This window comes from Pedobacter sp. HDW13, from assembly GCF_011303555.1.
Lineage (GTDB): Bacteria > Bacteroidota > Bacteroidia > Sphingobacteriales > Sphingobacteriaceae > Pedobacter.
This window is the reverse complement of the sequence record NZ_CP049868.1, coordinates 6,263,403-6,286,009: the sequence shown is the minus strand read 5'-3', so window position 1 is coordinate 6,286,009 and position 22,607 is coordinate 6,263,403. Positions and strand designations below refer to the sequence as shown.

17 protein-coding genes and 2 pseudogenes are annotated in these 22,607 nt (G+C 40.0%); 5 read left to right on the top strand and 14 right to left on the bottom strand.

The genetic code is table 11. The features are described from left to right. The 5 genes from rnr to G7074_RS25960 all read right to left on the bottom strand — a co-directional run bounded on the left by rnr (window position 1) and on the right by G7074_RS25960 (window position 6,009). Window positions 1–2,133 carry a ribonuclease R gene (gene rnr / locus G7074_RS25980; RefSeq protein ID WP_124558505.1) on the bottom strand — a complete coding sequence of 711 codons (2,133 nt, stop codon included), beginning with the start codon at window positions 2,131–2,133 and terminating at the stop codon, window positions 1–3. A 163-nt stretch (window positions 2,134–2,296) separates the two neighbouring features. Then, entirely contained in the window at window positions 2,297–3,172 is an 876-nt protein-coding gene (locus G7074_RS25975; RefSeq protein ID WP_205944126.1) for an exo-alpha-sialidase, read from the bottom strand. Between the two features lie 157 nt (window positions 3,173–3,329). Beyond that, on the bottom strand, window positions 3,330–5,036 hold the full coding sequence (locus tag G7074_RS25970) for an ABC transporter ATP-binding protein (protein WP_166212208.1): 1,707 nt from the start codon (window positions 5,034–5,036) through the stop codon (window positions 3,330–3,332). Further along, window positions 5,036–5,296, bottom strand: a complete 261-nt coding sequence (locus G7074_RS25965; RefSeq protein WP_124558502.1) for a hypothetical protein — start codon at window positions 5,294–5,296, stop codon at window positions 5,036–5,038. Before G7074_RS25965 ends, G7074_RS25970 begins: the two co-directional genes overlap by 1 nt. After that, window positions 5,296–6,009: a 3'-5' exonuclease gene (locus G7074_RS25960; RefSeq protein ID WP_124558501.1), complete on the bottom strand. Its 714-nt coding sequence runs from the start codon at window positions 6,007–6,009 to the stop codon at window positions 5,296–5,298. The genes G7074_RS25965 and G7074_RS25960 overlap by 1 nt, the downstream gene beginning before the upstream one ends. 78 nt (window positions 6,010–6,087) lie before the next feature. Here G7074_RS25960 and G7074_RS25955 point away from each other — a divergent pair, with 78 nt between their 5' ends. Further along, a complete protein-coding gene (locus G7074_RS25955; protein WP_124558500.1) occupies window positions 6,088–6,585 on the top strand; it encodes a DUF1579 domain-containing protein in 498 nt (165 codons plus the stop codon). A gap of 111 nt (window positions 6,586–6,696) precedes the next feature. Here the strand turns inward: G7074_RS25955 and G7074_RS25950 are convergent, their stop codons facing one another. The 6 genes from G7074_RS25950 to G7074_RS25925 form a co-directional block, all read right to left on the bottom strand. Further along, window positions 6,697–7,587: a DUF72 domain-containing protein gene (locus G7074_RS25950; protein ID WP_166212205.1), complete on the bottom strand. Its 891-nt coding sequence runs from the start codon at window positions 7,585–7,587 to the stop codon at window positions 6,697–6,699. 144 nt (window positions 7,588–7,731) lie between these two features. Then, window positions 7,732–9,120 (bottom strand): arginine decarboxylase, encoded by a 1,389-nt coding sequence (locus G7074_RS25945; RefSeq protein WP_090764474.1) that lies wholly within the window; start codon window positions 9,118–9,120, stop codon window positions 7,732–7,734. Window positions 9,121–9,332: 212 nt separating this feature from the next. Next, entirely contained in the window at window positions 9,333–9,953 is a 621-nt protein-coding gene (locus tag G7074_RS25940; protein WP_166212202.1) for a hypothetical protein, read from the bottom strand. Between the two features lie 179 nt (window positions 9,954–10,132). After that, window positions 10,133–10,711: a PhnA domain-containing protein gene (locus G7074_RS25935; protein ID WP_124558497.1), complete on the bottom strand. Its 579-nt coding sequence runs from the start codon at window positions 10,709–10,711 to the stop codon at window positions 10,133–10,135. Window positions 10,712–10,773: 62 nt separating this feature from the next. After that, entirely contained in the window at window positions 10,774–11,685 is a 912-nt protein-coding gene (gene ctlX, locus G7074_RS25930) for a citrulline utilization hydrolase CtlX (RefSeq protein WP_124558496.1), read from the bottom strand. Window positions 11,686–11,812: 127 nt separating this feature from the next. Beyond that, the gene (locus G7074_RS25925; RefSeq protein WP_166212199.1) at window positions 11,813–13,264 is read right to left on the bottom strand and encodes an arginine deiminase family protein; all 1,452 of its coding nucleotides are present in this window, start codon (window positions 13,262–13,264) and stop codon (window positions 11,813–11,815) included. A gap of 184 nt (window positions 13,265–13,448) precedes the next feature. On the opposite strand from G7074_RS25925, the pseudogene argS reads away from it, so the two are divergent. Then, window positions 13,449–15,220, top strand: a pseudogene (gene argS, locus G7074_RS25920) (arginine--tRNA ligase). Window positions 15,221–15,373: 153 nt separating this feature from the next. On the opposite strand, the gene G7074_RS25915 reads toward argS, so the two are convergent. Next, the gene (locus G7074_RS25915) at window positions 15,374–16,498 is read right to left on the bottom strand and encodes an AI-2E family transporter (protein ID WP_166212196.1); all 1,125 of its coding nucleotides are present in this window, start codon (window positions 16,496–16,498) and stop codon (window positions 15,374–15,376) included. A gap of 372 nt (window positions 16,499–16,870) precedes the next feature. On the opposite strand from G7074_RS25915, the pseudogene mnmE reads away from it, so the two are divergent. The 3 genes and pseudogenes from mnmE (at window position 16,871) to G7074_RS25900 (ending at window position 20,150) form a co-directional block, all read left to right on the top strand. Then, window positions 16,871–18,228 (top strand): annotated as a pseudogene (gene mnmE / locus G7074_RS25910) (tRNA uridine-5-carboxymethylaminomethyl(34) synthesis GTPase MnmE). 321 nt (window positions 18,229–18,549) lie between these two features. Continuing rightward, window positions 18,550–19,110: a helix-turn-helix domain-containing protein gene (locus G7074_RS25905; RefSeq protein WP_166212193.1), complete on the top strand. Its 561-nt coding sequence runs from the start codon at window positions 18,550–18,552 to the stop codon at window positions 19,108–19,110. A gap of 5 nt (window positions 19,111–19,115) precedes the next feature. Next, the gene (locus tag G7074_RS25900; RefSeq protein ID WP_166212190.1) at window positions 19,116–20,150 is read left to right on the top strand and encodes a site-specific integrase; all 1,035 of its coding nucleotides are present in this window, start codon (window positions 19,116–19,118) and stop codon (window positions 20,148–20,150) included. A gap of 160 nt (window positions 20,151–20,310) precedes the next feature. On the opposite strand, the gene G7074_RS25895 is transcribed toward G7074_RS25900, so the two are convergent. Continuing rightward, complete coding sequence (locus tag G7074_RS25895) at window positions 20,311–20,658, bottom strand: helix-turn-helix domain-containing protein (RefSeq protein WP_166212187.1); 348 nt, start codon at window positions 20,656–20,658, stop codon at window positions 20,311–20,313. 238 nt (window positions 20,659–20,896) lie between these two features. After that, window positions 20,897–22,531, bottom strand: coding sequence for an ATP-dependent endonuclease (locus G7074_RS25890; protein WP_166212184.1), 1,635 nt, complete (start codon window positions 22,529–22,531; stop codon window positions 20,897–20,899). Between the last annotated feature and the right edge of the window lie 76 nt (window positions 22,532–22,607).

Here is a 22,607-nt window from a genome sequence, read left to right as displayed (position 1 = left end):
TTAATCAGGAATAAGGGTGAAATCAATTTGACGCTTAGAAAGGTCAACTTTTTTTACACGGATCATCACTTCATCACCCAGTTGGTATTTTTTCTTCTTTCTTTGGCCCACAATACAGTAGTTTTTTTCGTCAAGAACGTAAAAATCGTCAGATATATCGCGTAAACGGATCATACCTTCGCATTTATTCTCTTCGATTTCTACATACATGCCCCACTCGGTGACACCCGAAATAATGCCTTTGTATTCCGTACCGATATTGTTTTCTAAATATTCGGCCTGTTTGTATTTAATCGAAGCTCTTTCGGCATCAGCAGCCCGTTTCTCCATCGCCGATGAATGAACAGAGGCAACTTCGTAAAACTCCATATCGGCCGATTTTCCTCCGTCTAAATAAGTTTGTAGTAAACGGTGGGCCATCACATCGGGGTAACGGCGTATAGGCGAGGTAAAGTGTGTATAATATTCGAAAGCCAGGCCGTAATGGCTGGTTTTTTTAGTCGTATAAATTGCTTTGGCCATAGAACGGATGGCCAGTGAGGTTAAAATATTCTGCTCTTTTTTGCCTTCCACCTCGCTCATTAAATGGTTTAGCGATTTGGCAATTTCCTTATCCGATTTGGTGTTGATTTTATAGCCAAAACGGGAAGCAAAGTTGGCAAATGTGTTAAGGGTTTCCATGTTTGGCGAATCGTGCACCCGGTAAACAAAAGTTAATTTTTGCTTACCCTTGCTCTTTTTGGCAATAAACTCGGCCACTTTGCGGTTGGCCAGAAGCATGTAATCTTCAATCAGTTTATGGGCATCTTTACGCTCTTTCACATACACGCCTATAGGTTTACCAGTTTCATCGAGCTTAAATTTTACTTCGGTACTCTCAAAGCTGATGGCACCATTTTTAAACTTGCGGTCGCGGAGAATATAGGCCAACTCATTCAGTTTCAGTATTTCGGTTACGTAATCGCCGGTTTTACTTTCAATCACTTCCTGAGCTTCTTCATATGCAAATCTCCGGTCGGAATGGATAACTGTTCTGCCATACCATTCATTTTGGATGTTCGCCTGCTCATCGAGCTCAAAAACAGCTGCGAAGCACAGTTTATCTTCGTGTGGGCGAAGCGAGCATACCCCGTTACTTAAACGCTCAGGTAGCATCGGGATTACACGATCAACCAGGTAAACGGATGTAGCGCGGCTATAAGCTTCTTTATCAAGCTCGCTTCCCTGAATTACGTAATGCGAAACATCGGCAATGTGGATGCCGATTTCATGGTTTCCGTTTGGTAATTTCTGGTATGAAATAGCATCATCAAAATCTTTGGCATCAGCCGGATCAATGGTAAAAGTTAAAACATTCCTAAAATCCTTGCGTTTGGCAATTTCGGCAGCCGGAATTTCTTCGGGAATGGCATTGGCTTCTCTTTCTACCTGTGGCGGAAATTCTAAAGGAAAACCATATTGCGCTAATATGGCATTCATTTCGGTATTGTTCTCACCCTGGTTGCCCAGTACGTGTTTAACTATGCCAATTGGGTTTTTAGCACTCTCAGGCCAGTCCGATAGGGTGACCAAAACCCTTTGGCCACTTTTTGCACCATGTGTATCGGCCAACGGCACAAAAATATCGTGCATCATTTTTTTATCATCGGCAATTACAAAGGCAAAGCGGTCCGAAATTTTAATGACTCCGGTAAAATCAGATTTGGCCCTTTTAATGATTTCGATTACTTCGCCATCATTTTTGCGGCCGCTCTTTTTGGCAAATACATAAGCTTTTACGGTATCGCCATGCAAGGCATTTTTAAGCTTTCGGGGCGCAACAAAAATGTCTTTTTCAAACTCATCTTCGGGTACAATATAAGCTGAACCATCGGCAGTCATATCAACGGTACCAATAATGAAGTTCTGCAGTTCCTTAAGTTTAAATTTCCCTTTTTCGGGTTCTAAGAAAATGCCATTGTTTTTGCCTTCTTTTAATATCTCTAAAATCGTTTCTCTTGATTCATGATCGTTTAGGTTTAGTTTGGCTGAAACCTGTTTGTAATTGAGCAGTTGATTATTGTTTTTTTCAAAAACGTCACTAACCAATTGATTCAGAACCAATTTTATATTTGCCGATTTTTTCTTTGCCATACGCTAAACTGAATTTACCGAAGATACAGAAAAGATAGGGAAATGGTGGGTTTTAGGACGTAAAAATGGAAGAGGGATGATGTAATATGTATGAGGGAAGATGGATGATGGAAGAGGTAAAATGGAATATGTATAATGGAAGGTAGCAAGAAACCTCTAGTTACTATTCTGTTAATTTAAGCTCTACATAGGTAATATTTTTGCGCTCCGCCGTGTAACTGAGGTGGATATTCCCTTTTTTATCCTGAATAATGGCCGGGTAGCTGAATTCGCCTTTTAAATGATTTTCGAGAGTATAAATATCTTTCCAGTTTTCGCCATCGGTAGATATGGCCAGCTTTAATACAGTCCGGCCTTCCCACCAGTTTTTACCAGCCGTTTGTGGATTGTAAATGAGCAATTGGCGGCCGTCTTGTAGGGTTACGGCATCGCTGTCCGAATTCGGGTTAGGCAATTGTGTAGGCTTAAGTTTCGACCAGGTTTCACCATTATCAGCAGACCAGCTTTCTACAATTACATTTTGCCGGCTTCTGCACAGCAGCTGTAATTTGCCATTGGGATAGCTAAGAATAGATGGCTGAATAACGCCAAAAGTATCGCAATTGATATTGATTTTTTTCCAGTTTTTGCCTTTTGCATCTGATTTTTCAATATGGATATTCCATGTTTTTTCATCCAGGCTTTCTGTACTCGATGGGTAGAGGATATTTCCGTTTGCTAACTGTATGGGTTTATTTTTAATGGGACCTAAAAAATCTTTAGGCAGTTTTTTAGCTTTCGACCACGTTTTGCCATTGTTGGCCGATGTTTTGTATTCGGCCCACCAGGTACGCGGATTTTGCCCTACTTTGTAATGTAAAAATAAGACCCCGTTTTCTGCTTTAAATAATACCGGATTCCAGCAGGCCAAACGACTGGTATCATTTTGTATCCCATTGGCAATTTCAACAGGCTGACTCCAGGTTTTGCCATTTTTTACAGCCGACCAGATGACCACATCTTTACTGCCTTCGTGTTTACCGCCAAACCAGGCCGCCATAATTTTTCCGTTCCGAGGTTAACCAGGGTTGAGGCATGACAGGCTTCGAAAGGAACCTGGTTAAAAACAGGGCTTGACTGCACAATTTCTACTTTTTGTGCATAACCGTTGAAGGTGAAAAACAAAAGGGTAACTACGCTGAAAAATCTAAACATATTTATTGGTGCCCGGGAATGGCTGCTATAAGTTTTTGGGTATAAATGGCTTTAGGCGAGCTGAATAACTGCTCGGGAAAGCCTTCTTCTTCAATTTTTCCTTTGTTCATGACTAAAATACGGTCTGAAATGTGTTTTACCACAGCCAGATCGTGGGAAATGAAAATATAAGTCAGGCCAAATTCTGCCTGTAAAGATTTAATCAGGTTAAGAACCTGTGCCTGAACGGAAACATCGAGCGCTGATACTGATTCATCGCAAATGATGAATTTAGGTTGCAGCGCCAAAGCCCGGGCAATTACCACCCGTTGCCGCTGGCCGCCACTAAATTCGTGCGGATAGCGGTTGTAATGTTCTGCTTTTAAGCCAACCTTATCCAGTAATTCCAATACCTTTTCTTTTCGTTCGGCATCGTTTTGATAAAGTTGGTGTACCTGTAAAGGTTCAAGAATGGCTTGACCAATGCTTAGCTTCGGATTTAACGAAGCATAGGGATCCTGAAAAATAATCTGTATGTCTTTTCTAAGCTTTCTCAGTTCGCCTTTGCCCAGGTGTGTAATGTCTTGTTCGTTAAATACAATGCTGCCTGATGTTGGTTGTATAAGTCTTAAAATGGTACGGCCTAAGGTTGTTTTGCCGCAACCCGATTCGCCTACAAGGCCTAAGGTTTCTCCTGGGAAAACTTCAAAATTAATCTGGTCAACAGCTTTAACATAATCAGTAGTTTTACCGAACAATCCGTTGCGGATAGGGTACCAGGAGCATAAACCTTTAACTTGCAACAATGGTTTTTGCTGGTAAAGTATCTGCCGTCGTTGCGCAATTTCAGTTGCAGTTAACTGGTTCGATAGCTGTAAATAAGCAGGCATATCACCGGTTTCGTTGTTTAAAAAGTCGGCTATAACAGGTAATTTTTTTAATTGCAGGTGTGGTGAAGGTCTGCAGGCCAGTAAACCTTTGGTATAGGGATGTTGTGGATTTTCGAATACTGATTTTGCTGGTCCCTGCTCTACAATTTCGCCCTTATACATCACGGCAACTTCATCGGCGATTTCGTTTACCACACCTAAATCATGCGAAATAAAGATCATGGCCATATTGCGCTCTGTTTTGAGTTTAAGCAGCAATTGCAGGATGGTTTTTTGTACGGTAACATCCAGGGCAGTTGTAGGTTCGTCGGCAATAAGCAATTTTGGATTGCAACTCAATGCCATGGCAATCATTACCCGCTGTTTTTGTCCGCCCGAAATCTGGTGCGGGTAACTGTCGAATATTTTTTCGGGCCGGGGAAGCTGAACTTCGTTAAATAAGGCAATAGTTTGTTTTTTTGCTTCGGTTTTACCTACTTTCTGGTGCAGGATAATGGCTTCTGCCACCTGGTCACCACAGGTAAAAACCGGATTTAGGGAAGTCATGGGTTCCTGGAAAATCATCGAAATCTGATTCCCTCTAATCTGCCTAATTTCGTTAGTATTTAAATTAAGCAGGCTAATGTCTTCAAAATCAATGCCGCCGGTAATTTTTGTAAGGCGTTCATCATGTAAACGCATAATTGAAAATGAGGTAACTGATTTACCAGAGCCCGATTCGCCCACAATGCCTAAAACAGTGCCCTTTTTTACATTAAAGCTGATTTTTTTAACGACGCTAAACCAGTTTTTATCTTCTTGGTTATAGAAATCGATATTTAAGTTCTCAACGTTTAGCATTAAATTTTAGAGATTATGATTTCTTTCGATCCATTTTCCAGACTATTGTATTCATCTAAATGATAGTGGCAATCTAACGGAGTTTCGTTTTGTGCCAGAAAAAGCAGGTGTTTTGCTAATGAGATTAATCCTGCCTGGTTTGCACTAATCACTATCTGATCATTCACTACATCAGTTCTAATGATAAAACCATCCTCCCAGTTGCAGACAGCACCGCTTTCTCTGGAGTATTGCGGGATGTTTAGTTTTAGCTCTCTCATCAGGCTACAATGGTAATGTTTTCTGCCGGAATTATGTCCATTCCTTTAAATTTTAACAATACCTGTGCCGTAGTAATTACATCTTTCTGGCAATAGGTAACAATCCGCGGCAGGTTCTTTTCTTCGTAGTATACCTGTTTCACCTGACTGCCGTTGATATCGTCTTTTGGGGTGGGAATATCCAAAATGGCTGCAAGCAGGTTGAGCGAAGTGAAATGTTTGTGGTCGCCAAATTTCCAGAGCTCCATGGTATCGATGTGGTTTACTTCCCATGGCTTTTTACCCGCTAATTGCAATTGGAGGGGAATTTCGATGCGGTTAATTAAGAGCCTGCGGCACAGGTAGGGAAAATCAAACTCTTTTCCGTTGTGGGCGCAGAACATTAAGTTTGGCGTTTGTTTATTGAGTAATGCCGAAAATTGCAAGAGTATTTCCCCTTCATCATGACCAGAAAAAGACTTGATTCGCAGTTTGTTTGTTTTTTCTTCTGTATAGAAAATACCCAGACTTATACAGATGATTTTACCAAATTCGGCCATTATACCTGCGCGCTCGTAAAATTCTTCTGCACTTTGGTCATGGTTGCGCTGGTAATGTGTTTTATGCTCCCAAAGCTCCTGAAAATGAGGAGGTACATCCTGAAATGACGGGTATTGTGGAACGGTTTCAATATCGAGCACCATTACCTGGTTTAGATCTAGCGTTTTTAACATACGTACAGTTTTCAGTTATCAATTTACAGTTTTCATTTCATAATTATAGCAGACGAACTTTATTTTATAAGTTTGGATATGGCGAAAAGTAAATTCGAGCAATCTTTAGCAGATGGCGCTCATCAACAACTTCAAGGTTTGGTTGGCAACTGGAAGGGCAATACCAAAACCTGGTTTGAAAAAGATATCCTGGCAGACGAATCGCCGTCAGCAGGTGCGATTACTTCTATTTTAGGGGCACGGTTCATTTCGTTCGATTATAGTGGAAGTTTAGAGGGAAAACCTTTTGAGGGTAAAATGATTATTGGTTTCGATATTCCTTATCAACGGTTTACGGTAAGCTGGGTAGATAGCTTCCACATGGGCACGCAGATTATGCTCTCGAGTGGTGAGGCTACCGCCAATGGGTTTTCTGTGTTTGGTGAATACGGGAGTCCGGAATATGGCGAACAGCTTTGGGGATGGCGCACGGTTTTAGCAATAAACAGTGCCGATGAAATTGTGCTTACGGCCTATAATGTTTCGCCGGAAGGAGAAGAAGCCAAAGCGACGGAAACAGTTTATAGGAGGATTTAAAGAAGTTGTTAGTCGGGATTTGCAAATCCCGACATAAGTTTAAATTTGTAAGGTGGGTTAAAAATCCACAACTCATTTATCCGAGATTACAAATCTCGAATAACAGTAAGTTTAAAACAGTGTGGGAGTAGTGGTAGCCAATACCGGAATTTTTAAATCCGTTTCGATTGCTTTGTTTAATTTTTCAATAAAATAGGCAGATAATAGGGGCGAAGCTAACTCTACGTTTTGGTGTACAAAGAAATAGAGGTTTTCGAGTCCTTGTGCCTTCCATTGTACAATTCTTTCTACCCATTCATCTAAACGCGTATAATCGCTTTCGTGATTTGCACCTACATAACGTATAAAGGCGGTTGGGCTAGTGAGGCGCATATGCAGCATATCGCGTCTACCTGCTGTATCTACAATAATATTGGCTACGCCGTTTTCCTGAAATAACTGAGCAAACTCGTCTGCAATAGCCGGATTCGAAAACCATTCTTCATTACGCACTTCTACACCCAGTGGAATTACTTTTGGAAATTCGCTTACTACGGTTTTAAGCCTTTCAAAATCTTTCGGCTTAAAATTATCGTGCAGCTGTAAGAAAGCCATACCGAGTTTGTCTTCAAAATTACTAATGGCATCGCAATATTGCTCAACTGGTTCCTTTACGTTAATTAGTCTTTTAAAATGGCTAATCGTATTGGTTAATTTCGGAAAGAATTTAAAATCAGCCGGTGTTTTTTGTGTCCAGGTGATTACCTGCTCGCTCGAAGGCATGCCATAAAAGGTTGCATTAAGTTCGATTGAATTGAACTGTGTTGCATAGTAAGTTAACTCATCTTTAGTACCTTTTGGGTAAAAGCCTTTTAAATCGGCCTTATTCCACTTTGCGCAACCTACATGAGCTGTAAAAGCCTGTTTGGGTTTATTGGCTGCTAAAATAGCTGCAGTTTCTGGTGCATCTACAGGGAGTTTAAAATCTATTATTGAGGGGTCTTCTACTTGGCCGAATTTCATAGTAAAATGTTTAAGATTTTCTTTAAGTTTTAACGGCTAAGTTAGCAAAGAAACACAAAGAAAATATTTTGCGCGCATAAAAAAAGCGCCAAGTAAATACTTAGCGCTCTTTGCGAAAAACTTTTGTGTCCTTTGCGGTTAAGACTAGTAACCCAGTATCTTCAATACCTGCTTACTGTTTTGCTCTTCTCCAAAAACTTCGAAGTTGAAACTTTCGTCGCGGTTTCTGCGAATCAGAACATGTTTTGGACTAGGCAATAAGCAGTGGTGTATACCACCATATCCACTCAGTACCTCTTGATATGCACCAGTATGGAAGAAACCTAAATACTGAACTTTACGCGTTTTAGGCATAAACACACTGTTCATATGTGCTTCCTGATTGTAATAATCCTGTCCATCGCAGGTAATACCACCTAAGTTAACCCGTTCGTATTCAGCGTCCCAATTGTTGATAGGTAGTAAAATATATTTTTGGTTCAGCGCCCAAACATCAGGTAAGTTGGTGATGAAAGAACCATCCAACATTAACCAGCGTTCGCGGTCGTTTTGTTGTTTACGGCCTAAAACTTTATATAAAATACCCGAAGCTTCTGCTACGGTGTATTTACCAAATTCGGTAATAATATCAGGTTCCATTACTTCGTGAATGGCGCAGATTTCTTTAATCCTTTTCACAATTTCGTTTACCATGTACTCGTAATCGAAATCAAAAACCAGCGAATCTTTAAATGGCATACCGCCACCAATATCGAGAGTATCTAAATCAGGGTTGATTTTTTTGAATTTGCAATAAAGGGTTACATATTTCTCCAGCTCGTTCCAGTAGTATGGCGAATCGGTAATACCCGAATTGATAAAGAAGTGCAATAGTTTTACCCTGAAATTAGGGTTGTGAACGATTTTATTGTTGTAGAACTCAATTACATCTTCCATACGTACACCTAAGCGTGACGTGTAGAATTGCGAATCGGGTTGCTCCTCAGCAGCGATACGGATTCCCAGGTTACAAGGGGTATCGATATCTACCTCATCATCAAAAAGGTTAAATTCCTCTTTGTTATCTAAAACAGGAATAATGTTGGTGTAACCATCGTGCAGCATATCGATGATATACTGTTTGTACTGGTAAGTTTTAAAACCGTTGCAGATAATGGTAGTATCTTTGGTCAAAGCACCTTTTTTCTCCAGGGCATCAACCATTGGCATATCAAAAGCAGAAGAAGTTTCCAGGTGAATATTGTTCTTAAGTGCTTCTTCTACAATGTGTCTGAAGTGCGAACTTTTAGTACAATAGCAATATTTGTAATCGCCACGATAGTTGTTTTTTAAAATGGCAGTTTGGAAAAGAATCTTCGCCTGTTGAATTTTCTTACTCACCATGGGTAAATACGTGAAACGTAGGGGAGTGCCGTAAGTTTCGATCATTTCCATCAGGTTTAAATCCTGAAAATATAATTCATCATCTATAACATCAAAGCCTTCCTGTGGAAAGCCAACGCTTAGATCGAGAAATTCTGAGTAACTCTGCATTTACTTTTAAATAATTTTTGCAAAAATGTAATTTTAAATCGAGAATTAAACAGTATTGATAATATTTTTACTGTAGAGAAACGGATTGTAGCTTATAGTAGCAGTTGTTGAAAAGATGTTGTTGTAACGATACAATCGTTAGGCTATTTGGGCACGCGTTGGAAACGCGCGCCAGCAAGGAAAATAGGATGAAAATAAATAAAAAAAGTTAATTATGGCTTTGAAGCAGCTGATGCTAAATTGTCTTTTTTTGTCTGATATCTTATAAGTAATTCTTTTAAGGCTTTAAATTTAAAGTTTGAATTCATAACTTCTGATGAGAGTAGAGGTTCATCTGATAGTGCTGAGGATACAAGTTGTTTATAATTGGAGAAATCTAGCGGATAAGTACTACCTTTTTCTTCAAATAATAGCACTTCTCCTTGGCTTACATATACATTAGATCTAAGGCTAGTTTGATTAGATATATTTTGGCCAGAATACCCCATTATTGATCCATATCTTAAATAAAACTTTCGCTGAGGGGTTGTGGCTAACCATTTCCCCAGAAATTTTTTGTCATCTGACCCTTTATATGTCAGTACAACGAGACTATCTTTGCCAGCCTGTCTTACAACTGATTTTACCGATTCTAATTTTAATCGAATTTTTGCTCCATTTGGGCCTGTACGATAGTATAAAGTGCCATCTGGTTCGTAACAATAAATCAAACCGACATGCTTAATAGATTTTAAATCGTAGTACCAGCCTCTTTGAAATAAAGCATCGGGACTTACTAGGCTTGAACAGCTAGCAAACACTATCACAGATAGTAATAAATAAAAAGGTTTCACTTATTATGGAGTATTAGTTTAATTTTGGAACCGGATAGTTATATTTTTAAAGGCCTTTGTTTAGAAGAAAAACAAGTAATGAGGTTATTGTCGAATTTCATAATTATTATTTAGCTAGAAGCTTTTCTATATTCTTTTTAAGCACGAATTGGAAGCGCGCGCCAGCGAGATAAAGGGGCTTAACCTTTTCTTAAATATTTTGTTAAAATCACAATGGTTTGTCCTTCTACTTTACCCTCAATTTGTTTGGTATTATTGTGCACTAAACGGATGTTTTTAACCACTGTACCCAGTTTGGCACTGAGTGTTGATCCTTTAACATCAAGCGTTTTAACCAAAACTACGGTATCGCCTTCAAATAAACGTGCACCGTTGCTATCCTGATGAAACTCTACAGTGCCTTCCTGTTCATGGTCTCCGGTTTTTTTAGCCCATTCTAAAGTGTCCTCATCAAGGTATAATATATCCAGGCTATCAGCTGCCCAGCCTTCATTTCTTAAGCGGCTTAACATGCGCCAGGCCACAACCTGAACCGGAGCAAATTCCGACCACATGGTTTCTGTTAAAATTCTCCAATGACTGGCATCAAGCTGTTCGTTCTTTTCAATCTGGTCTAAGCAGGTTTTACAAACTAATATGCTATTGTCGGCATTGGCATTGCTGGTAGGCGGCACTTCGTAAACCGACAAATTGGTTTCGGATGTACATAATTCGCATTTATTGCCTGATCGGGTTTGTAGTTGTTGTACTAAAGACATCTGATTGAAAATTTTCGGCGAAAGTACTAAAACTTGCCGGAATAATCGAGTTTAACTTGCTGTTACTTTTCGGGCAAGTGGATTTCGGCCAGCATGCACCTTGCACTACCACCACCATTTTTTTCGATGGTATAAAGTGGCGCATAAATGATGCGGCTGTATTGTTCCAGAGCCGTGATCTGTTCAGGGGTTAACGATAAATAAGCCTGCTCTGACATTACCAGTAAGCTTTCGCCTTCTGCATTCGAAAGTTGTAACATATTGCCCGCAAACTGGTTCATTTGCCCTAAGCTAATCTCGATAATTTCTTTGCCGCTTCCTTTTAAACTGATACTAACCTGCAACCGCTCTTCTGGATTGCGGATCGAATCGAGGCAGACTACCGCAAAACGATCGCCAATGCACATCATCACATTGGTGTGGTAAATGGGGAAGTTGTCACTATCAACAGCTTGAAAAACAACAGGTTCATATCCCGTGAGCATGCAAAAGTTATTCAGAACTTCCTCATCGGTACGCACACTTAAGCAGGCGTAGGCAATTTTATTGGTGCGATCGAGTACCATACTGCCTGTTCCTTCTAAAAACGCATATTGCATTTCGTAAAAGCTCAGATCGCTTACATGGTTCAATTCAAAACGGTTGTTCAGCCCATCCAATATTTCTTTTCTGCGTTCTAACCGGCGGTTTTCAGAAAACATGGGGTAGAGGTAAACCGATCCGTCTTCGTGAAAGGAAACCCAGTTGTTCGGAAAAATAGAATCGGGTGTTTCGGGTTGTAGGGTATCGTCTACAACGGTTACATCAACATCGTTTCGCCTTAACAGTTCAACAAAACCATCAAACTCTTTTAAGGCCTGTGTCTGTACGTCCTGTGCTTCGGATGCCACCTGAAATTTGTTATTCCCTGCCGTTTGCTCATTAAATTTAAAGTCGACAGGGCGGATCATGAGGATATGGTTGGTAGTTTGCATTTTTCAGTATTGAGTATTTAAAGTAGCAAGAATAAAGTAGCGGGTTATAAGATGTGATTAATTCAAATGTTTAATAATTAATGGTTGATAGCTTTTGTTTTCAGTACTATAACAAATGAACTAATGACTAATGAACCAAATTATCTCTTAAAATTGGTAAACTCATACAATGGAAACCACCGCGGGCACGCGAAAGTTCTGCCGACGGCATTAAAATTAAAGTATCGGTTATGGTTTCTGCATTTACCTTGCCACTTTCCAGATCCTGGATTAAATCTTTTACGTCTATCACATCAAATCCGGCTGCTTTAAAGGCTTCAACCGTTTTATCGTTCCTGTCGTAACCTAAAACCACACCTTCTTTAATGGCTAAAAGGTTGCACGAATCTGTCCATTGTTCTCTTGAGTCGTAGGGGAATGTATTGTTTCCACTATAGATGATCTTAGTTGGCTCGGTGCTTTTTAGGTCGTTCTGGCTAATGTCGTTCAGCAAAGCTTCTACATGTTCGAAATGTTTAGGCTCCTGCGGATTGGCTTTGGTAAACTGAATGGCAGTAGTTGCTTCGAGTTTTTCGGGCTCCTTTAAGAAGTTGATCGGCTCGTAGGGGTTGTATTTTGGTGAGTGTGCAATCGAATTTAAAATAACCCAGGTATTGCGTTTAACCTGGGTGAAAACGGTGTCGAGGTGCATGTAATCGCGTTTACTCGGTATTTTTACGACAGTAACCTTTTCTACCACATTCTGCTCAAACAATAGTTTAATGGCTTCATTTGCTCCATGTTCTGAAGTTCGTTCGCTGCAGCCAATTAATACGTGGTTGGGGCTTACCATCATTACATCGCCACCTTCTAAAGTGGTGCTGAAGGCAGGTTCATCGCCCGGGCGTAAAAAGTGCATGGTTACATCCGGAATTTCGAGGATGTTGGTGCGGTAAGCTTCAAACAAAGGGTGATTAAAGAAAATATAGCGCATTAAAAGGGTTTCGCGCACGCGGGCTTTTTTTGCCGGCTTATTTAACAGGATGTGGTTATTAATGGTGGTCCCCACATCGCGGGTAAAAATCAGATTAGGTATTGGCGCAAAGATCATGGTATCGTTGGCTAAAGTACCCGAAATAAAAATCTCTGCCAGTTCTTTGGCTGGGGTGTTGGTGAGCGCAATCTGCACTTTATAGGTACAGCCTTCAATGGCACAAACTGCGGCTACCAGTTTCTTTCTGATAGATTCATCCTCGAGCATTTCGCTCAATAAATTCTGGATTTCGATTACTGCAGTCGAATTGTGAAAGTCGGGATGATTGGGTTTGTAAAAATTTCGGTTGGCAGCTTCCGAATCAATTTCGGCCAGTTTACCTTTAATTTTTTCAGGATCTAAAAAATACATCAGCAGTTTGATGTAATAATCGTATTCGCCCTTGCGGATGGTATCTAAATGTACAATATCTTCGAAAAGCCAGTCTTGCGCTTTTGATGGCACAACCTTGCCTAAACCGCTATCCGGACTATGAATTAATAATTTACGCAACCTGCCGATTTCGGTGTTTACATTCACTTTAAAATTTAGATTCTGCTCGCTCATAAATAAATTAGTTGCTACAAAGCTATCATTTTTTTTATAGTCCGGAAGTCCGGTGTCGGCGGTCGGAAGTTTTGACAACCATAAAACAAAACCCTGCGGAAGGCTTCAGTTGGATAAATAATATTGCTCCATACTTCTAACTCCGGACTTTCCGACTCCGGACTTTTTTCTCTATTTTTACGCCATGAATTTTATTATTACCGAGACACAGAAAGCTATTTTGGAGCTTTATAAAGAAGAAGTAGCTGAAAGTGTAATCAATATACAAGAAACGCGTAAAGAATTTGAAGGACAGGCTACAATTGTGGTTTTTCCAATTACCAAAATTTCTAAAAAATCGCCAGAGCAAACTGCTACCGAAATTGGCGAATATTTAGTTACCCATGTTGAAAATGTAACCAAATTTAACGTGGTTAAAGGTTTTTTAAACCTGAGTATCGCCGAAAGTTATTTCTTAAAGCAGTTTAATGAAGAAATTTTAGCGCCAGATTTTGGTGTGTATCCCTCAAACGGGAAAAAGGTAATGGTCGAATATTCGTCGCCTAATACCAACAAACCGCTTCACCTTGGGCATGTGCGTAATAACTTATTGGGTTATTCGGTGTCTGAATTGCTTAAGGCTTATGGTTACGATGTAGTAAAGGTAAACCTGGTTAACGACCGTGGTATTCACATCTGTAAATCGATGCTGGCCTGGCAGAAATGGGGCAATGGCGAAACTCCCGAAAGTACAGGTGAAAAAGGCGATCATTTGGTTGGAAGGTATTATGTAATTTTTGACAAGGAATATAAAAAAGAGATAGATGCCTTAAAAGCCAAGGGACAAACCGAAGAAGAGGCCAAGAAAAATGCACCACTGATTAAAGAAGCGCAACAAATGCTTTTGAAATGGGAGCAGGGCGATGAAGAAGTGGTTTCGCTTTGGAAAACCATGAACGAGTGGGTGTACGCCGGTTTCAATATTACCTATAAAAACCTGGGGTAGACTTTGATAAGTTTTACTATGAAAGCAACACCTATCTTTTAGGAAAAGGTACGGTTGATGAAGGTTTGGCCAAAGGTGTTTTCTTTAAAAAAGAAGATGGTTCGGTATGGATTGATTTAACGGCTGATGGCTTAGACCAGAAACTGGTGCTACGTGCCGATGGTACTTCGGTTTACATTACTCAAGATTTGGGCACTGCTGAGATGAAACACGACGATTTCAATATGGATGAGTCGATTTACGTGGTAGGCAATGAGCAGGATTATCACTTTAAAGTGTTGTTCCTGATTTTAGAGAAACTGGGTAAAAGCTGGGCTAAAGGTTTGTATCACCTCTCGTACGGCATGGTAGATTTACCGAATGGAAAGATGAAAAGCCGTGAAGGAACTGTTGTAGATGCCGATGAACTGATTGAAAGCATGGTGACTACTGCCCGCGAAAAAACTGAAGAATTGGGTAAAACCAATGATTTTAGCGAACAGGATAAAGCCGAATTGTACAAAAATATTGGTTTGGGTGCTTTAAAATATTTCTTACTGAAAGTAGAACCTAAAAAACGTTTATTGTTTAATCCTGCAGAAAGTATCGATTTTCAGGGTAACACTGGTCCGTTTATTCAATATACACACGCCAGGATTAAATCGCTTTTAAGTAAATCTAATTATCAGTTTAGCACTGGTAGCGATCAGTTTTCGGGAATATCGGAAGTTGAGCTTGAAATGATTTTACAACTGGCTAAATACCCTTCAGAAATTGCCATTGCAGCCAAAGCTTATAGTCCGGCGAGTTTGGCCAATTATTTATATGAACTGGCTAAACTATTCAATAAATTTTACCACGAGGTGCCACCAATTGTAAAAACAGAAGAGGGCGACACGAAACAGTTCCGTTTAAATCTGAGCAAGAAAACCGCAGACATTATTTATTCCGGGATGCTTATTCTGGGAATTACCTCTCCGGAAAGGATGTAATATGGAAAATGTAAGAGGGAAGATGGAACATGTTGGGCAGGAGATCTGAATTTAGCCATATTATAAATAACAGAAAAGAGAAAAAGCATCGTTGGTTAAACCTTCGATGCTTTTTCTTTTCCATGCTATGAGCTATGAGCTATGAGCTATGAGCTACTTCTTCTCCGTTCCAGATTTTACAGCCACAGTTTTCTTTTTTCTAAATGCAGGGAAAGTCATAGGGCTTTTGGCTGGTCGTTCATCACCCAATAAAACACCCCATTGTTTAAACGATTCGGTACGATCGAAGATGATTTTCAACACGGCCACAATTGGTAAAGCTAAAAACATACCCGAAACACCCGCAATACTGCCACCAATAAATACACCCAAAATAGCAAACAGGGCATTAATTTTTACTTTAGAACCCACAATGCGCGGCATCAGGATGTTATTATCTAAAAATTGAACAAATGCAATTACGCCCAGTACAGTAACTACAGGCCAGAGTTCTTGCGAGGAAGTAAGTGTTAGCAATACGCCAATGATATTGCCAATTAAAGCCCCAACATAGGGTATAAGATTTAGGATGGCGAAAATAACCCCGATTAATAAGGCATGCTTAATGCCAATTAGCATTAATATACCACCCAATAAAATGGTCATATAGCTAATCTGGATCAAGAGGCCGATTAGGTAGCTTTTGATGATTGATTCGGTTTCGAAAATAGCTTCTTTTACTTTAGGGTGATCATCGGTTTTAAACCACATAAAAATAAAACGAAGTAAAATATCTTTGTAAAACAGCATTAAGTAAATGTAAATGGGCAATAGACCAATAAATACAAAAACACCACTCAGGGTTACGGCAGCCCCACCGGCAAGCGATGTGCCCATGTTCATCAGGTCGTCGCTTTTGGCTTGTATAAAGGCTTTTTGTTGTTTGTCATCGTAATGAGTAATACGGCTAATCCAATCGCTTAACGAATTAATGTGCTGGCTAACGTTGGCTTTAATTTGCGGAAAATCTTTAACCAGAATACCGATCTGGTTAGAGAAAAACCATACAATCAATCCTACAAAGAGGGCTACCAGTAGAATGGGCAAGATAATAGCGAGTGATTCGGGGATTTTTTTTCTTTTTAAAAAGCGGTAAACCGGTAGGAGCATAATGCTGATGAAAAAGGCCATGAGCATGGGCATAATAATGTCGCGTCCAATAACCATCACCGCTACAATAGCCATCAGGCCCAGTAGCTCAATCGATCGTTTTACGGTCAGGGGTAAATTGTTAGTCATATATAGCTTATTCTGATTGAGGTTTAAACAGCGTTAGGTAGAAAATGTTTTGGTAAGGCAAAGTTAGTTAAGTTTCGCATAGGGGATTGGTTGTGAATCAATTTTAAACAAGCGATTTACAAGTTAACCGAAATAGTTAAAGAATAAGTTTGGCGTATAGTCCTTCGACTACGCTCAGGGTGGCAATCTCATTTAAGCTGAGACTGGGTTAAACTATGGGTTGATACTGTTAAACTATGGGTTGATACTAAAGAACCGGTGACGAATGAACTATTGAACCAATAACCAACTGAACGAATAGTAAAAAAATTACTTCCCAAACACCATATACCCGCAGATTAGGCTTATTTTTGCGGCCTTTACAATTTGATCATGAACAATCAGGATACCATTATCGCATTATCTACCCCGCCAGGATCGGGTGCCATTGGCGTTATCCGTTTATCTGGGCCCGAAGCCATTTCACTTACCAATGCAGTTTTTGCGGGTAAAGATCTCGAAAAACAGGTTTCGCATACCTTGCATTTCGGCCTGGTTAAAGATGGTGATCATATTGTAGATGAAGTGGTAGCCGGTTTGTATGTAGCACCAAAATCCTACACTAAAGAAAATGTGGTCGAAATTTCGTGCCATGGTTCGAATTATATTATTCAGCAGATTATTAACCTATTGATTAGCAAAGGGGCAAGGGCAGCTAAACCGGGCGAGTTTACCCTCCGTGCTTTTTTAAACGGTGCTTTCGACCTGAGTCAGGCAGAAGCAGTAGCCGATTTAATAGCTTCAAATTCAAAGGCTTCGCACGATGTAGCCATGCAGCAAATGCGTGGTGGTTTTGCTACTGAGCTTAAAGGCCTGCGCGAGCAACTGATTCATTTTGCTTCAATGATTGAACTCGAACTCGATTTTGCCGAAGAAGATGTCGAATTTGCCAACCGCGAGCAGTTGAAAAACCTGGTCAAAAAAATTAATTATGTACTGCAGCGCCTCATTTCTTCTTTCGAAATGGTAATGTAATTAAAAACGGAGTTCCTATCGTAATAGCAGGGAAGCCCAACGTGGGTAAATCGACCTTGTTAAATGCTTTGTTAAATGAGGAACGTGCCATTGTTTCTGACATTGCCGGTACTACCCGCGATACCATTGAAGACGAACTAACTATTGGTGGAGTCGTTTTTCGTTTTATCGATACTGCGGGCATACGCGATACAGCGGACATTATCGAAGCGCTGGGCGTAGAGCGTACGCTCGAAAAAATGAAGCAGGCCAAACTGATTATTTATATGGCCGATGCAGCCCAAAGCGTTGCCGAAATTGAAGAACAGTTACGCGGACTGGAGCAATTGGCTATCCCATATTTAATTCTGGTAAATAAAGCCGATTTAATTACCGAGCTACAGCGCAAGGCTTTTACTGATTTGAATGTGGTGTTTATTTCGGCTAAAGAGAAACAGGGCATTGAGGCATTAAAAACCACTTTGTTAGAACAGGTAAACCTCCACCACATCAATACCAGCGAAACATTGGTAACTAATATCCGCCATGTAGAAGCATTGAAACAAACCGAGCATGCGTTACAACGGGTACTCGATAATGTAGATAATCCGGTAACTTCCGATTTTTTGGCTATGGATATTAAACAAGCTCTCCATTATTTAGGCGAGATTACCGGAACAGTGACAACGGATGATTTATTGGAGAATATTTTTACGAAGTTTTGTATCGGCAAATAATCCCCTTAATTCCCGAGAATTCCTGATAACTTTTGAGAACTAACATTCTGATTGTTAGTTATTTGTGTTGATAATTTTCTTTCACTCTTTTGGAGGGTTCGCCCTATTTTTCGCATTTTTGTTGCTCATTTGTAGCTCGATAGGGCAAATTTCCACCCAAAAAAATCATGGGTGAAATTACCGCGCCTATTGATACTTAATGACACTTAAACATGCTAAATCACGCTAATTTCCCACTATTCTAGGGGAAATTACCACTGATGTTGTCAGTGCCTATAAGAACGGTCTCTTACTGCTACAAATGGGGAAAAGAAAGGAGAAATGAGTACAAATATCACAGTTGAGCGGATTTGCGAGCTTTGCGGTAAGACCTTTATTGCAAGAACTACAGTTACCAAGTATTGCAGCTTGAATTGTAATCGGCGTCACTATAAGCAGAAAAAGCGTAATGCTAAGATTTCCAAAAGCAATGAAGAGACGCTGAAGGTAAAGACCCAATCTGTTTCTGAACAGCCTGTAGAATTTCTTACCGTCAGACAAGCTGCCCGTTTACTGCATTGTAGTGAAAGGCTGCTTTATGACCAGATTCAATCCGGGAGAATCAAGGCGATACGCCTAAGCGAGCGTAAAACACTGATCAAAAGGAAGCATTTGGATAAGGCGTTCAAACAAGATGAGTTCAGACCTATTCCAAAAACAGAGCGCAAAAAGAATCCGGCACTGGTCTATTGTATCAGTATGGGGGAGGCTCAGCGCCATTATGGAATCTCTGAGAAGGCACTTTTTAAATTGGTCAAAAGGAATGATCTGGAAGTATTTCGCAGCGGCAAGTACAGCTATGTGCTTAGATCGGTATTAAACCAAATATTTTATAAAAGTTAATCATTATGGGAACGGTAACACTAAGAAGGAAAACCCTGAACACAGGAAGGCAAAGTCTATATCTGGATTATTACCCACCCTTACCTTGCAGCAAGAGTGGAAAAGTACTGCGTTTTGTTACACTTAAATTATACCTCTACACAAAGCCTGAAAATGAGTTGCAAAAGATTCACAATAAGGAAACTTTGCTTACTGCACAGACTGTCTGTGCCCAGCGGCAGATTGAATTGCAGAACAGGCGCTTTGGTATTATTTCAGAACATGAGCGTAATGCTAGTTTCACTGAGCTTTTTAGGCAAGTTGCCAAAAGCCGCCGGAAATCGCTCAATGACCACTGGGAGATGGGGCTTCGTTATTTTATTGCCTTTAGTGGTCCTGACCTGCGTCTGCCGGAGCTTTCTGATTTTCTCTGCGAGGATTATAAGTATTATCTTTTGAGCGGGCCTGGTATAGCGCGATATGGCCGCCCAATTAAAAGAAATACTGCGGTGACTTACTATGCTAAATTCAGAGCGGTATTGCGTATTGCTTATAGGCGAAAACTTATTCCCTTAGATTTACATGCCATTGTAGATCCTATACCACCAAAGGAAACCAATAGGGAAAGACTGACGCTCGAAGAATTTCAACACCTGGCGGATACGCCTGCCGGTTCTGAGCTGATGAAAAATGCGGCAATCTTTTCAGGACTCACTGGGCTGCGGTGGTCGGACGTGAGTACTTTAAGCTGGTCTGAACTGAGGGGTAAAAAGGGGAGCTACGAAATCCAATTTTCCCAAGGCAAGACTGACAAGGCCGAAGTTATGCCGATATCCGATCAGGCGGTAGAACGTTTAGGGAAAAGGCAAGGAGCCGAAGAACTTTTGTTTCCAGGCTTGAAGTATTATCAGCTAAAGTCTTTCTTTACTGGATGGTTAGCAGCTGCGGATATTAATAAGAATATTACCTTTCACAGTTTTAGGCACACTTTTGCGACTTTGCAGCTGGAGTTGGGAACCGATATTTATACTGTTTCGAAACTCTTGGGCATAGGTCACTGAAAAATACAGAAATATATGCCAAGATAGTTGATAAGACTAAGCGGCAAGCCGCAGGTAAGGTGATACTTAAAAGTGCTGTCGAAGAGGATCATGGAGATGGTCATGAGAAAAGGACGGATATATTTATCCTGCATCGAAATGAAGCAAAACTCGGCGTAAGCTAAATGAAAATATCCTTTTTATCTAACCGACTGTTCTTTTTCTGGGATTCCTGAAAAATTTCAGCCGCTGTTTTTCGTCTGGAATCGCTGACCCATTTTTTGAGTTCAGACTGGCTGAAGTATAGACGCCTTCCTGGTTTACTTACAGGGATTTCCATTCTGCTCACCTTGCAATATAAGGACTGAACAGATATTTTTAGATAATCTGCTGCTTCACGTACAGTGAGCAAATCATTTGAACCGTCACTGGCAGGGTTGATCTGCGAAACAAGTTCTTCGATATGTTCTACTTTTTCGAATAGCTGACGGATAATCTCAGGAAGTTTTTCAAAGCCAAAGGATTCCATGTGCCTAAAATTTATTGAGCTACAAATTTGGGCGTCGTTTAAGCGGGTTTATCCAATGTTGGATAAATAGCTTTATCATTTCTAGTTGCATGTATCCTTCGATTGGGCCTCCTTTAAAACTGCTCTTGATTTTCACTCTTGGAGAGTAGGTTATCTTGTTTCAGCTGATTAATAGTTTCTTATTCCAATCTTGCCGATTTAAGTCTTAACGGAGAATCGCCGATTTAAGTGGCTCAGGCTATAAAAGTAGTTTGTCTTGAATCTTTTGGAGCAATCCGATTAGTTCGGTAGAAGAATTGGCAAACTCTGTTTTAGCTGTTTCCCGATCTACGTTTGTCCAATCCATCACCTTTTTATTGAATTTTATTTTAGCATCGCGTTTTTTTCCTTTGTCTGAAATCTGCAGGATTTCGGCAAATTCCTGCTGGAAGCGCTCTGGAAAGAATTCTTCAATATTGAACTTTGGAAGGGATATAAAATGGCTGGGATCCCAGCTAGCAAAGGATCTACGCAAGGATTCTATATTAGTTTTTCCGGCATCGTCACCATCAGCTACAACCCATGCTCGGGCAGTGTAGGCGGGAGTGGTATGGATAAAAACAAACAGCCTTAGAAAATCATGAAACCTTGCTTTTAGGTCGTGAGCTCCAGTTGCTGCCACGGTTTTGATTTTACCTTCTAGCCTTGGAAAGAAAGTTGGAATGAGGAATTTTTTAAATAGGGTTTCTGCTGATGATTCCTCGAAAATGAGGTAGGATTTATGCAGATCGAAATCAAAGAGGTCGTATCCAAGTTCCTCCAGAAGTTCCAATTTTTCTTTAGGATCATCGCCAAGCAGTTTGATAGAAGTTGTAGGTAACCTATCTTCTTCTGTCTTTTCATATGGCTTCCATCGCAAGTGAAAAATTTTTGAGCCTTGTATTCCCAGGTATTTTAACACTATATTGGAATGTGTTGAGATAACAAATTGATTATCTGAAGATTTTTCTATAATCAGCTCAAGTAATTTTTTAAGTGCCCTTGGATGAATATCGTTTTCAAGTTCTTCGATCAGGTATAGTTTGCCGTTCTCAGTCAGAAGCATGACGATCAGTCCCAATATGTTGACCACTCCTTCCCCCATGCTGGAAATGGGAATATAGGTGTTGTCGCTCACATATATACCCGTATTATTGTAATTGTTGCTTCTATCTGGTATTACACCGATACTAAAACCCAGAATATCGTTGATGTATTTTACAAAGCGTTTATACTTTGGGTGGGAAGGGTTCGATAGCTTTTGAACTTTAGCTGTAATGTTCCTGAAATCTTCATTTACTATATCGCTTTCAGATGGGCCTTGTTGACTCGCATAGTTGTTCGTTTTGCGTTTTGAAAAAAAAGGGAAGATAAAATTTTGATGACTTTCTAGATTTGGCAAGCTATGAAAATCTCTAAGCTCATCCTCTATTTTTATGCTTTTGTCAATTTGCAATCTGCCGCTTTCATCGAAGGAATGTGGGAGGTTGAGATCAAAAAAATGCGCTTCGGTGTTTCTTTGTTTTTCTATAAGGCTATTATACATTCCAAATTGAACTTTTACTCTGTTTGTAGATGGAAAATGAATTATTTCATCTTTTTTTGCCAGAAGAAATGCACTGACATCTGTTTGAGAAATGTCTTCTAGATCTAGGTATATCCTCCCAGCACTTACTGATTTTCTGATGTCCTCTATTCCGATGGCAGAAGTATTTTGCAACTGAAATATTGATTTGATGATCGTTGACTTTCCCGAGTTATTATTTCCAACCAAAAGATTGATAGACTTAGAAAGGTTGAGCTCAAGGTTATTATATGAGCGGATATTGGTAAGCTTGATAGAACTTATATACATTTGGAGAGTGTTTCTGGTTAAATATAATTTTTAATCATGGATTTTTGCTGAGATTGAAAGCAATTTTTGTTACTGG

Coding starts and splice junctions, on each gene's coding strand:
- rnr (WP_124558505.1), bottom strand. CDS start 2,133: ATGGCAAAGAAAAAATCGGCAAATATAAAATTGGTTCTGAATCAATTG.
- G7074_RS25975 (WP_205944126.1), bottom strand. CDS start 3,172: ATGGCGGCCTGGTTTGGCGGTAAACACGAAGGCAGTAAAGATGTGGTC.
- G7074_RS25970 (WP_166212208.1), bottom strand. CDS start 5,036: ATGCTAAACGTTGAGAACTTAAATATCGATTTCTATAACCAAGAAGAT.
- G7074_RS25965 (WP_124558502.1), bottom strand. CDS start 5,296: ATGAGAGAGCTAAAACTAAACATCCCGCAATACTCCAGAGAAAGCGGT.
- G7074_RS25960 (WP_124558501.1), bottom strand. CDS start 6,009: ATGTTAAAAACGCTAGATCTAAACCAGGTAATGGTGCTCGATATTGAA.
- G7074_RS25955 (WP_124558500.1), top strand. CDS start 6,088: ATGGCGAAAAGTAAATTCGAGCAATCTTTAGCAGATGGCGCTCATCAA.
- G7074_RS25950 (WP_166212205.1), bottom strand. CDS start 7,587: ATGAAATTCGGCCAAGTAGAAGACCCCTCAATAATAGATTTTAAACTC.
- G7074_RS25945 (WP_090764474.1), bottom strand. CDS start 9,120: ATGCAGAGTTACTCAGAATTTCTCGATCTAAGCGTTGGCTTTCCACAG.
- G7074_RS25935 (WP_124558497.1), bottom strand. CDS start 10,711: ATGTCTTTAGTACAACAACTACAAACCCGATCAGGCAATAAATGCGAA.
- ctlX (WP_124558496.1), bottom strand. CDS start 11,685: ATGCAAACTACCAACCATATCCTCATGATCCGCCCTGTCGACTTTAAA.
- G7074_RS25925 (WP_166212199.1), bottom strand. CDS start 13,264: ATGAGCGAGCAGAATCTAAATTTTAAAGTGAATGTAAACACCGAAATC.
- G7074_RS25915 (WP_166212196.1), bottom strand. CDS start 16,498: ATGACTAACAATTTACCCCTGACCGTAAAACGATCGATTGAGCTACTG.
- G7074_RS25905 (WP_166212193.1), top strand. CDS start 18,550: ATGAGTACAAATATCACAGTTGAGCGGATTTGCGAGCTTTGCGGTAAG.
- G7074_RS25900 (WP_166212190.1), top strand. CDS start 19,116: ATGGGAACGGTAACACTAAGAAGGAAAACCCTGAACACAGGAAGGCAA.
- G7074_RS25895 (WP_166212187.1), bottom strand. CDS start 20,658: ATGGAATCCTTTGGCTTTGAAAAACTTCCTGAGATTATCCGTCAGCTA.
- G7074_RS25890 (WP_166212184.1), bottom strand. CDS start 22,531: ATGTATATAAGTTCTATCAAGCTTACCAATATCCGCTCATATAATAAC.